Here is a 12,141-nt window from a genome sequence, read left to right as displayed (position 1 = left end):
GGAAGTCCTCGGGCCGCGGCCCGTGGTGGGTGCGGCGGTCGCGGCCGGGCTCGTACTGCCGAGTCCCGATGCGCCGATGAGTCCGCCCATGCCGGCCAGAAATCCCCGCCGGCCGAATCCGCCGTGCTGTTCGTTCGCCAACCCGCTCGCCTGCTTCCCGTACTCCGGTACGTGGTGCGTACCGTTCGCCGATCCGTCCCCGGGGTGGCCCGACCCTAGGACCGGGCCAGAAGCGGAACAAGGGTTCCGGCATGCGGGATTTACGAGGTGGGGTGGGGGGTGGCGCTGGACCGGGCGGTGTCGGTGGTGCGCCTGGTCAGCAGGGGCGGACCGGGCGGGGAGGGTGGCGTAACCTCGCCGAAACATGGGGCGGGTGGGGATCCGTAGCGGCGTACGGCCCTCACGGCCCCTGCCGGGCCCCGCGTGGGATCCTGGTGCGTCATGGATCTGCCGGGCGGACGGTGGACGGACGCGCGGCGATGACGAGGATGCCCCGATGAGACTCTGCTTCCTGGTGGAGGAGCAGTACCGCCACGACGGCATGCCCCGGGACGTGATCCGCCAACTCGGCGCCTGGGGCCACCAGGTGGACGTCGTGTGGCCGGGCCGCTCGCTGATCCCGATATCCGAGTCGGTGCGGCCGGCAGCCATGACGCCTGGGTCCTCAAGACCGTCTCGGGCGGGCCGGGGCTGACCCTGCTGGAGGCCGCCGCCGCGGTCGGGCTGACCACGGTCAACGACGCCCGGGCGATCCGCGGCGTCCGGGACAAGGCGCTGGCCGCGGTGATCGCCCGCACCCACGGCCTGCCGGTGCCGGCGACCTACGCGGCGGCCCGGGCCGAGGAGTTCGCGGAGCTGCCCGCCAGCGCGTTCCGCTCGTGGTGAAGCCCGCGGACGGCAGCTCGGGGCGCGCGGTGCGGCTGGTCGAGCACCCCGGCCGGCTGACCGGTCCGGACGCGCCGGAGCACGCCGGCGGCGGCTGCTGATCGCCCAGCCGTACGTCCCCAACTCCGGTACCGATCTGAAGGTCTACTGCGTCGCCGGTGAGCTGTACGCCACCGAGCGGTGCTCGCCGCTGCACCCCGGGCACGACGTACCGGAGCGCCAGGTGCCGCTCACCGCCGAGGTCGCCGGGATCGCGGCGGAGGTCGGCGCGGTCTTCGGGCTCGACCTCTACGGCGTGGACGTGCTGCTCGGCCCGGACGGGCCGGTGGTCGTCGACATCAACGACTTCCCGAGCTTCCGTCAGGTGCCGGACGCGGTGGCCCGGGTGTCGGCGGCGGTGCTGCGGCTCGCCGGCGGGGGCGGCGGGAACGGCGCGGGCCGCGGCCTGCCGGTGCCGGCCGCCGCGGCGCCGCCGCGCCGGAGACCGTCCCGCTGGCGGCGATCGGCGGCGACCGGTGAGGATCGGCCTGATCACGGCGGATCCGGCGCACCCGGTGCTCGCCGCGGCCACCGGACTGCTGACCGGGGACGGCCACCGGGTCGAGCACCTGGCCCCGGACGGCGCGGCGCCCGGCCCGGACCGCGGCGCGCTCGCCGACGTGTACCTCCTCAAGGCGCGGACGCCGCGGGCGCTGGCGCTGGCCGCGCGCCTGGAGTCGTACGGCGTCCCGGTGCTCAACTCCGCCGCGGCGACGGCGCGTTGCCAGGACCGGGTGGCGATGGCGGAGCTGGCGCGGACGGCGGGGCTGCCGTTCGCCGTGACCCGGCCGGTGGACGCGATCGAGGAACTGGCGGCGGCCGGGGAGCCGGCCGGGCCGCTGGTGGTCAAGAGCCGGCACAGCCGGCGCGGCGATCTGGTGGCCCGCGCCGACACCGCCGCCGACCTGCGGGAACTGGCGGCCGCCTGGCCCGAGGAGCCGGTGGTGGTCCAGGAGTTCACCGCGAACAGCGGCTGGGACCACAAGCTGTGGGTGGTCGACGGGCGGCTCTTCGCCGGGCTGCGCCGCTCGGAGCTGGCACCGGACGGGCGCGGGCCGACCCGGCCGCTGCCGCCCGGCGACCTGCCCGCGGGCTGGGCCGAGCTCGCGCTGCGCACCGGCGGGGTCTTCGGCCTGGCGGTCTACGGCGGGACGTGCTGCTCGCCCGGACGGCCCGGTGGTCGTCGACGTCAACGCCTTCCCCGGCATACGGGGGCAGGCGGGTGCGCCGGAGGCACTGGCGGAACTCGCCCTGCGCACGCCCGCACCGCCCGCACCGTCCGTACCGCCTGTGTCGCCCCCACGGCCGGGGAAACGAAAGCGCGGCATCAAAAAAGCGTCTGAAGTGATCACCGGTGCGGGGCCGAACGAGCAGAAGGCGGCGGTCATGGAGGCTCGTCCTCCGCAACGTCTAACGCGCCGGACCCGGGGTAGCGCTGGCTCCGTTGAGGGGGCGTGGTTCGGCACGCCTTCCTTCCGCACGTATGGGGAGAGGCCAGCAACGGTGACACAGCCATTTGAATTGCCCACTTCTACACGCCCTACCCGGCGCGGCTGAAACCCGCACCTGGAGGCGGCGCGCACACACTCCCGCCGGTGGGCCCGCGAGAGGGGGATGCTGGAGGGCTCGGGCATCTGGGAGCAGCGGGACCTCGACGCCCACGACTACGCCCTGCTGTGCGCGTACACCCACCCCGACTGCGACGCGGACGCGCTCTCGCTGGTGACGGACTGGTACGTCTGGGTCTTCTTCTTCGACGACCACTTCCTGGAGAAGTTCAAGCGCACCCTGGACCGGGAGGGCGGCAAGCAGTACCTCGACCGGCTGCCCGCCTTCATGCCGATGGACGACGCCACGCCCGTACCGGAGCCGGCCAACCCGGTCGAGGCGGGCCTCGCCGACCTGTGGGCCCGCACCGTGCCGCACATGTCGTTGGACTGGCGCCGGCGGTTCGCCGAGAGCACCGAGCACCTGCTGAACGAGTCCCTCTGGGAACTGTCCAACATCAACATCAACCGGGTGCCCAACCCCGTCGAGTACATCGAGATGCGCCGCAAGGTCGGCGGCGCGCCTGGTCCGCGGGCCTGGTCGAGTACGCGGCCGGCGCCGAGGTCCCGGCCGCGGTCGCCGCCTCCCGGCCGCTGCGGGTGCTGCGCGACGCCTTCTCCGACGGCGTCCACCTGCGCAACGACCTCTTCTCCTACCAGCGGGAGACCGAGGAGGAGGGCGAGCTGAGCAACGGCGTCCTGGTGCTGGAGACCTTCCTGGGCTGCACCACCCAGGAGGCCGCGGACGCGGTCAACGACCTGATCACCTCCCGGCTCCAGCAGTTCGAGAACACCGTGGTCACGGAACTCCCCGCGCTGTTCCTGGAGACCGGCCTGGACGCCGGGTCCTGCGCGGACGTGCTGGCGTACGCCAAGGGGCTGCAGGACTGGCAGTCCGGCGGCCACGAGTGGCACCTGCGCTCCAGCCGCTACATGAACGGCGGCGGAGCGGCGGCGGCCGGATCCGCGCGGCCCTGGTCGCCGTTCGCCGCCGCCGGCCTGGGCACCTCGGCGGCGGACCTGAGGACGGCGCTGACCACCGCCGGCGCGCTCCGCCTCCGCAGCCACACCCACGTGCCCCACCAGAAGGTCGGCCCGTCCCGGATCCCCGACATCACCATGCCGTTCGCCCTCAGCCTGAGCCCGCACCTGGACGGCGCCCGCCGCCGGGTCATCGACTGGGCGCACCGGATGGGCATGCTGCGGCCGCAGCCCGGGGTGCCGCTCTCCGACGTCTGGGACGAGCCCGCGATGGAGCGCCACGACCTGGCGCTGTGCGCGGCCGGCATCCATCCGGACGCCACCGAGGACGAACTCGACCTCGGCTCCCAGTGGCTGGCCTGGGGCACCTACGCCGACGACTACTACCCGCAGGTCTTCGGCCGGACCCGGGCATCGCCGCGGCCAAGGTCTGCACCGAACGGCTGTCGGCGTGCATGCCGCTCGACGCCACCGCGCCCGTCCCGGAGCCGGCCAACGCCCTCGAACGCGGGCTGGCGGACCTGTGGACCCGCACGGTGGCGGCGATGACGCCACAGGCGCGCCGCGATTTCCGGCAGGCCGTCGACGTCATGACGGCCAGCTGGCTGTGGGAGATCGACAACCAGATCCAGAACCGCATCCCCGACCCGGTCGACTACATCGAGATGCGGCGGGCGACCTTCGGGTCCGACCTCACCATGTCCCTGTGCCGGATCGGCCACGGCCGCCGGGTGCCGCCCGAGGTCTACCGCACCGGCACCCTGCGCGCGCTGCAGAACTCCGCCGCCGACTTCGCCTGCCTGATGAACGACGTCTTCTCGTACCAGAAGGAGATCGAGTACGAGGGCGAGGTGCACAACGGCGTGCTCGTCGTCCAGAACTTCTTCCAGTGCGACTACCCGAGCGCGCTGGCCATCGTGGCGACCTCATGACCTCGCGCATCGAGGAGTTCCAGCACATCGCCGCCAAGGAACTCCCGGTCGTCCACGACGACTTCCGGCTGTCCGCCGAGGCCCGTGAGGTGCTCGACGGCTACGTCCGCGAGCTGGAGAACTGGATGGCCGGCATCCTCAACTGGCACCGCGGCTGCCGCCGCTACCTCGCGTCCGAACTCCGCCACCCGAAGGGCGCGCCGGGCTGGCCGGGCGTCCCGGAGGGACTCGGCACCTCGGCGTTCCGGCCCGTGCGGCGGCCGGTGCCGAGCGGCGGACGGCCGTAGCGGCGGCGGCCCGGGGGACCGCGGACCACGGGCCCGCGCCATGCCTCCGTGCCCCTGCCGTGCGCACTACCGCGTCATGTGCCTCGGACCTATGGTTCATGACCCCGTGGGACGCGGGGCGAGGTGAGGGGGCGTGCGATGACGGCAGGCGGGTCGGCGGCGGGGAGCGCGGCGGGCGGATCGGCATCACGGCGGGCCCAGGAGGCCGGCGCCAGGAGCGGCTGTTACGGGAGCAGTGGCGGGCCGCCCGCCGGCGGGCCGAACGCTGGGAGGCGGCGAGCGAGGGGGAGCGGCGGATCGCCGCCCAGCTGCTGATGCTGACCGAGCGGGGCTGGCGGCTGCTGGTGGACCGGCGCTGGCCCGGCACCCGGGCCGCCAACGTGGACATGCTGCTGATCGGGCCCGGCGGGGTCTTCGTCATCGACGTCAAGAACTGGCGGGCCGCCCCGGAACCGTCCGGCGGGCGGCTGCGGGCCGGCGGGTTCTCCCGCGACGAGCACCGGCGCAAACTCCTCGCGGTCACCAAGGCCGCCGAGGGCGCGGTGGCGGCGCTGGGCATGTCACCGGTGGCGGTGCGCCCGCTGATGGCCTTCGCCGGCCACCGCGTCGACTCCGAGCTGGGCCGGCTGCGGCTGCTGGGCGAGCACGAGATCGGCCCGGCGCTGCTGTCGGAACGCACCCGGCTCTCCGCGGGCTCGGTACGGGCGCTCGCCGAGCACCTGGGCCGGGTCTTCCCCGAGTACGAGGACCCGGCGGCGGCCGACCGGACGGGCATCCGGACCGCGCAGAACCGGCCCGCGGCCACGCCGGCCGCACCCTCCCCGGCGGACGACGGCCTCTTCGACCTCGACGGGCTGCGCCGCGCCGCCCTGGACGAGGCCCGGCGGGCCCCCATCGAGCAGTGGATGACCTTCCTCGACCCCGACCAGCTCGCGCTGGTGCGCCGCAACTGGGCCGGCCCGGCCCGGATCAGCGGCCCGGCCGGCACCGGCAAGACGGTCGTCGCGCTGCACCGCGCCGCGTACCTCGCCCAGCGCACCGGCGGCCGCGTCCTCTACGTCACCTTCGCCAACAACCTGCCGCGGGTGCAGGCGACGTTCCTCGCCACCATGGCCCCCGCGGTGGCCGACCGGATCGAATTCAGCAGCCTGCACCACTGGGCGCGGACCTACCTCCAGTCCCGCGACGTACCGGTGCGCCTGCACCGGGAGAAGGCGGAGACGGCCTTCAGCCTCGCCTGGAAGCACCTCGGCCGGGACAGCTGCCTGGCCGAGATCGATCCGCTGCCCCGCTACTGGAAGGAGGAGATCGACCACGTCATCAAGGGCCGCGGGATCACCTCCTTCGACGCGTACGCCGCGCTGCCCCGCCGGCGCCGCCGCACCAGCCTGCGCCATCCGCACCGGCAGGCCGTCTGGGCCCTCTACGAGGCGTACGAGGCGCAGCGCACCGAACGCGCGGTGCACGACTTCAACGACGTGCTCTCCCTCGCGCTCGCCGAGGCGGCCGGCCGCGGTGGCCACTCCCCGTACACGGCCGTCGTCGTGGACGAGGTCCAGGACCTCACCCTGGTCGGCGTGCGGCTGCTGCACTCCCTGGTGGGGGACAGCCCCAACGGGCTGCTGCTGGTGGGCGACGGGCAGCAGGCCGTCTATCCCGGCGGGTTCCGGCTCTCGGACGCCGGGATCGACATCCGCGGCGACCGGGGGCAGGTGCTGCGCGCCAACTACCGCAACAGCAAGGAGATCGTGGACACCGCGCTGTCCGTCGTCGCCGAGGACGCCTTCGAGGACATCGACGGCTCGCGGACCCCGGGCCGGCGGGACGTCGACCTGACGTACCACCACGGTGAGGTGGTCCGGGCGGTGCTGCCCTCGCCCGCGGCGCACGACGCGGCGCTGGTGGCGGTGCTGCGCGGCCTGACCCCGCAGGAACTGGCGGACTCCGCGGTGCTGTGCCCCGCCACCCGGGCCATCGCACGCTACCGGCGGCTGCTGACCCGGGCGGGCGTACGGGTGTGCCTGCTGGAGAGTTACGACGGGCGGCCGGTCGCGGCGGTGAAACTGGGCAGCTACCGCAGGGCCAAGGGGCTGGAGTTCAAGCGGGTCTATCTGCCCCGTTACGAGGCGAACCTGACGGTCGGGAAGGAGGCGGAGGACGACGGCGGGACCGCCCGTGAGCAGGGAGAACTGATGCGGAGCCAGCTCTTCGTGGCGATGACCCGGGCGCGGGACGTGCTGTGGCTGGGCAGCGTCCGGCCGAGCGGCACGGCGGGTGAATCTACCGACAGGGAGGAATAGGACAAAACGGCCCCGGGAACGTTGGGTCCATGCGACGCAAGACCGCTCTTCTCGGCGCCGTGGCCCTCACCGGAGCGCTCAGCGCGGCGCTCGCCGTGACCGTACCGCCCACGGCGCGGGCCACCACCGGCACCATCATCTTCCACATGCGGCCGGGCAACCGGCAGTACCAGATCGTCGACCCCGGCGACGACCACTGCTACGGGCTCGGGCCCGGGGGCGGCGAGGTGGTGAACGACACCCCGCTCGACCTCGTCCTGTGGCCCTCGCGCGACTGCACCGGCAACCCGATGGCCACCGTCCGGGCCGGCACGGAGGCGGTGTTCGCCCGCTACGGCAGCCTGCAGCTGGCCCCGTCGGACGACTACCAGGAGGACCCCCCGCGCGACGAGGACCCGCCGCGCGACCAGGACCCCCGCGGGATGACGACCCGCCGCGCGACCAGGACCCGTCGGGTGACCAGGACCCGTCGGGTGATCAGGACCCGTCGGGCACCGAGAATCCGCCGGGCGACCAGAACCCCCCGCCGGGTTCCGAGAACCCGCCGGCCGATCAGGACCCCCCGTCCGCCGTCCACCCGCCCTCGGCCAAGCCCTCGTCACCGCCCGTGGCACGCCACTCGTCGACGCACCCGTCGGCGCATCCGTCGACGCACTCGTCAACCTCGTCAACGCACCCGTCGACGCATCCGTCAGCGCCCTCGGTACGTCGTCCCGCCCGGCACTCGTCCTCGCACACCGCGCGGCACTCGTCCCGCACGCGGCCCGGCACTCGTCGCGCCACGCGTAGCGGAGGCCGACCTCCCAAGGGGCGGTGGGCCGGATGCCCGAGTTGCCGGACGTCGAAGGCTTCCGGCGGACGCTTGTCGCGTGTGCGCGGGGCCGGGTGATCCGGCGGATCGAGGTGTACGACGAGGGCGTGCTGCACGAGGTGAGCCGGCAGCGGCTGCGCGGCGAGCTGGAGGGCGCCGGTTCACCGAGCCGGAGCGGCACGGGAAATGGCTGCTCGCGCACACCGGCGGCCCCACCCTGCTGCTGCACTTCGGGATGACCGGACGGCTGGTCTGCTGCTCCCCGGACGATCCGGTCCACCCCCACGACCGGGTGGTGTTCACGCTCGGCCGCGAACGCCAGCTCCGCTACCGCGACCAGCGCAAACTCCAGGGCCTGTGGCTCATGGACCCGGCCGGTACGGAACGGATCCTGAGCCGCCAGGGTCCGGACGCGGGGAAGGTGGGCCGGGCGGACTTCCGGGCCGCGCTGGCCGGGCGGCGCGGCAGCCTCAAGGCCGTCCTCATGGACCAGTCGGTCCTCGCCGGGCTCGGCAATCTGCTGGTCGACGAGATCCTCTGGCGCAGCGGCCTGCACCCCGGCCGCCGGGCCGGCGACCTGTCCGCCGACGACTGCGACCGGCTGCACACCGAGATGCGCCGCACCCTGCGGGCGGCGGTCCGCGCGGGCTGCGTCCCGCCGCGCGACTCCTGGCTCACCGGCCGGCGTGACGACCCGGGCCCCGCCTGCCCGCGCTGCGGCACACCACTGCGCCGGACGCGGGTCGCCGGACGGGGCACGGTGTGGTGCCCCCGCTGCCAGCCGTGAACCGACGTACCGTGCCGCGCCGCGGCCCGAGGTGAGCACTCCGAGGAGGAGCCCGATGAAGTCCCCCGTCATCGCCCCGTGCCTGGGCGTGCCCGACACCCAGGCGGCCTGCGACTACTACGAGAAGCTCGGCTTCACCGCCCTGCCGGGCACCGACGACTCGGACGACGACCTGCGCATCCTGCTCTTCGACGGCGAATTCGCGTTCATGGTCTACCGGGACCAGCACCTGCGCGGCTGGCTCCCGGTCCTCAAGGACACCCCGGTGGGCGCGTTCGGCATGTTCTACCTGGCCGTCGAGGACTTCGAGGCCTACGTCGAACGGATCCGCCCCCTGGTCAGCGTCACCAAGGACGTGCTGACCCACCACGGCCAGAAGCTCTTCTACTTCACCGACCTCAACGGTTACGTGGTGGGGGTCACCCAGCGGCAGACGTGGTGAGGCGGGGCCCCGGTCCCGGTCGACGGTGCGTCACCGTGCCCTCGTAGGGGGCGCGACGAGTGGCCCGGCCGCCTTGAGGGTGCGGAGCACCGGTGCGGTCTCCAGGGCGTGGATCGCGCGCTGGCCGCCGAGGCGGTGGGTGAGGTAGCGGTGCAGGGCAGCCGGGTCGGAACAGAGGGCGTGCGCAACCACGTTCGTCCGTCCGGTGGTGGCGGCGACGAAGGCGAGTTCGTCGTGGCGGGCCAGGGCGGTGGCGACCTGCTCCAGGCGGGCGGGGGCCACCGTCATCCAGAGCAGCGCCTGCGTGGTGGCACCGAACAGCGCGTCATCGCATTCGACGTCGAAGAACAGCGCACCGGAGGCCCGCAGGGCGGCCAGCCGGCGGGCGACGGTGGCCGGTGACCAGCCGGTGGCCGCGGCCAGTTCGGCCTGGCCGGCCCGGCCGTCCCGCTGCAGCGCGGACAGCAGTGCCCGGTCCTCGTCGGCCGGCGCGGCGCCCGCGGAGGGGGCGGGGGCGGCGTTCTCCCTTGTCGAGGGCGCGAGTTGGCGACGCTGTCGCGCGTCGAGGACGTTCGCGCGGCCGCGCCAGGCGGTGGGGCCGCCGAGGTAGGTGTGCAGCAGGTAGTGCGCGGAGACCGCGGTGATGCCGGCGGTGCGCGGATGTCGTGCAGCAGGAGGGACCGGCCGTCGGCGCCGCCGGCCGGGGTGTGCACCACGGCGATGATCTCCGTCCCGCCGGAGGCGAGCTTCACCCACGAGGTGTCCGGCCGCCGGGCCAGCGCACGGGCGAGGTCCTGGGCGCTGTGCGGGGTCGCGGTGAGCCGGACCAGCCACTGGGCCCGGCCCGCGCGGTGCGGATCGGTCAGTCCGACGACCCGCAGACCGGCCTCGGCGGACAGCCGCCGGTAGCGGCGGGCCACGGTCTGCGTCGAGACGCCGAGCACCTCGGCGATCCGGCTGAACGGCGCCCGGCCGTCGAGGTGCAGTGCGTGGACGAGCCCGCGGTCGATCTCGTCGAGCGGCATGCCCGGGCCTCCTGACTGTGCGCGGATGGATGAATCCTTCGCCGAAGGGGCCCGTGATGGAAAGAATCCGCGACCGGAACCCCCTGGCTGGAATGTTCACCGTACGCGCCCGCAGGCTCGGCCGTGCATCCGTGACGGCCGAAGGGACACCCCATGCCGAACCACCCCTTGTCGAACCACCCGCTTTCGAAGCGCTCCGGGCCGGCCCGCCCGCGGCCGGCGGGCCCGGCCGGTCCGCCGGCCGCGCCGTACCCCCGGCGTGGGGCCGCGCTGGCGGCGCTGCTGCTCGCCGAGGCGATGAACCTGCTCGACTCCACGATCATGACGGTCGCCGCCCCGGTGATCCACGCCGACCTCGGCGGGCCGGCGTCCGGCATCCCCTGGTACAGCGCCGCGTACACACTGCCCTTCGCGGTGCTGCTGATCACCGGCGGCCGGCTCGGTGACATCGCCGGCCGCCGGCGGCTGCTCCGCCTGGGGATCGCCGGCTTCGTCCTGGCCTCCACGGTCTGCGCGCTGGCCGGCTCCCCGGCGATGCTGATCGCCGCGCGGGCCGTCCAGGGCGCCGCGGCCGCCCTGGTCATCCCGCAGACCATCGGGCTGATCCGGGCCATGTTCCACGGCGACGCGCTGGCCCGGGCCATGGGCAGCATCGGCCCGGTGATGGGGCTGGCCGCGGTCTGCGGGCCGGTGCTCGGCGGGGTGCTCACCCACGCCGACCTGCTCGGCTCGTCCTGGCGGGCGGTCTTCCTCGTCAACCTCCCGCTCGGCCTCGCCGTCCTCGCCGCGACCCCGCTGCTGCCCGAGGACCGCTCGGAGCGGCGGCCGCGGCTCGACCTCACCGGCACGGCGCTGGCCGTCCTCGGCACCGGACTGCTCGTCCAGCCGCTCCTCGACGGCGGGCTGACCCGGTTCGCGCTCCGGCCGTGGGCCGTCCTGGCCGGCGGGCTCGCCGTGCTGACCGTCTTCGGGCTGCAGCAGCGCCGCCGCGCCCGTAAGGGCCGTAGCGCGCTGGTCGAGGCGGGACTGTTCCGCGGCCGCGGCTTCCCCGCTGCGCTGGCCGCCTCGCTGCTGTTCTTCGCGGTGGTGAACGGCCTGATGATGGTCGTCGTGCTGCAGCTCCAGCTCGGCCTGCACACCGACGCCCGGTCGTCCGGGCTCACCCTGCTGCCCTGGTCGGCCGCGATGGCGGTGGCGTCCTGGAGCGCCGGCGCCCATCTGGTGCCCCGCTACGGCTCCCGGGTGATGTTCGCCGGGCTCGCCGCGCTGCTCGCCGGCGCGCTGACCGCCGTCGCCGTCTACGCCACCGCCCCCGCCGCCTCCTACCCGTGGCCGCTGCCGGTGGCGCTGGCGGTCTGCGGGCTGGGGCAGGGGCTGTTCGCCGTCCCGTTCTTCACCACCGCGCTGCACCGGGTCCGGCCGCACGAGACGGGCTCGGCGGCCGGGCTGCTCAACGCCGCCCAGCAGCTCGGCGGCACGCTCGGCACCGCACTGTTCGGCGCGGTCTTCTTCCACGCGTTCAGCGCCCCCGCGGCCCCGTCGGCCGGCGTCACCGGCGCGCTCTTCGCGCTGCACGGCGTACGCGATGCCTTCTGGGCCGCGGTCGCCCTGCTCGCCTGCACCGTCGTCGCCGCGGCCGGTATGCGGCCAAGTCCCGTGGCGGCCACGGCGGGTGATCGGTGAACGGGCGGTCCGGGACGTGGGGAATGGCGGCTGCACAGAGTGATGAATTGTCCACTCTGTGCAGAAAAATTAAGAATTTCAGCTTTCGTCTGAAATTTCACGTATTTTCCTTGTTGTCAGTAGGTCGGCGACGTAGCTTGGGAGTTGACGCCACCGGTAACGGGGCGTCGGAAAGGAAACAATCAAGGAGGCAGCATGAGCTTCCGGAAAGTCTTCCCGCGCAACAACAGGCGCGACTGGGACCGTGACCGGGACCGCTACAGGAGGCGTCGCCGCAGGCACGGCCGCCGGCACAACAGGCGCCGTTACTTCGACTACGACTACTGATCCACACCTCTGAGTTCGAGGCAGGCTCGCGTGGCGCGCGGGTCCGCCTCGTGCGTTTGAGCGGGTGTGCGTGAGGGCCCCTCAGCGGCCTTTCC

At 73.9% G+C, this 12,141-nt stretch carries 4 protein-coding genes and 5 pseudogenes; 8 read left to right on the top strand and 1 reads right to left on the bottom strand.

Annotated elements, in window-relative coordinates:
• Positions 1 to 496: 496 nt before the first annotated feature.
• The 6 genes and pseudogenes from OJ254_RS07845 to OJ254_RS07820 form a co-directional block, all read left to right on the top strand.
• A pseudogene (locus OJ254_RS07845) lies at positions 497 to 1,336 on the top strand (ATP-grasp domain-containing protein); the annotation flags it as partial.
• Positions 1,337 to 1,400: 64 nt separating this feature from the next.
• Positions 1,401 to 2,184, top strand: a pseudogene (locus OJ254_RS07840) (ATP-grasp domain-containing protein); the annotation flags it as partial.
• Between the two features lie 243 nt (positions 2,185 to 2,427).
• Positions 2,428 to 4,671: pseudogene (locus OJ254_RS07835) on the top strand (family 2 encapsulin nanocompartment cargo protein terpene cyclase).
• Between the two features lie 98 nt (positions 4,672 to 4,769).
• Complete coding sequence (locus tag OJ254_RS07830) at positions 4,770 to 6,971, top strand: nuclease-related domain-containing DEAD/DEAH box helicase (protein ID WP_265361764.1); 2,202 nt, start codon at positions 4,770 to 4,772, stop codon at positions 6,969 to 6,971.
• Positions 6,972 to 7,793: 822 nt separating this feature from the next.
• Positions 7,794 to 8,569, top strand: a pseudogene (locus OJ254_RS07825) (Fpg/Nei family DNA glycosylase).
• 55 nt (positions 8,570 to 8,624) lie between these two features.
• Positions 8,625 to 9,011, top strand: a complete 387-nt coding sequence (locus tag OJ254_RS07820) for a VOC family protein (RefSeq protein ID WP_265361763.1) — start codon at positions 8,625 to 8,627, stop codon at positions 9,009 to 9,011.
• Positions 9,012 to 9,041: 30 nt separating this feature from the next.
• Here the strand turns inward: OJ254_RS07820 and OJ254_RS07815 are convergent.
• Positions 9,042 to 10,036: pseudogene (locus tag OJ254_RS07815) on the bottom strand (Lrp/AsnC family transcriptional regulator).
• A 153-nt stretch (positions 10,037 to 10,189) separates the two neighbouring features.
• On the opposite strand from OJ254_RS07815, the gene OJ254_RS07810 reads away from it, so the two are divergent.
• Together OJ254_RS07810 and OJ254_RS07805 are read left to right on the top strand one after the other, a co-directional pair.
• Positions 10,190 to 11,719 (top strand): MFS transporter, encoded by a 1,530-nt coding sequence (locus OJ254_RS07810; protein WP_265361762.1) that lies wholly within the window; start codon positions 10,190 to 10,192, stop codon positions 11,717 to 11,719.
• Between the two features lie 195 nt (positions 11,720 to 11,914).
• The gene (locus OJ254_RS07805) at positions 11,915 to 12,046 is read left to right on the top strand and encodes a hypothetical protein (RefSeq protein WP_265361761.1); all 132 of its coding nucleotides are present in this window, start codon (positions 11,915 to 11,917) and stop codon (positions 12,044 to 12,046) included.
• The last annotated feature ends 95 nt before the right edge of the window (positions 12,047 to 12,141 follow it).

The sequence above is a fragment of the Streptomyces endophytica genome, assembly GCF_026153355.1.
GTDB classification, from domain to species: domain Bacteria; phylum Actinomycetota; class Actinomycetes; order Streptomycetales; family Streptomycetaceae; genus Streptomyces; species Streptomyces endophytica.
This window is presented reverse-complemented; position numbering and strand designations above follow the sequence as displayed.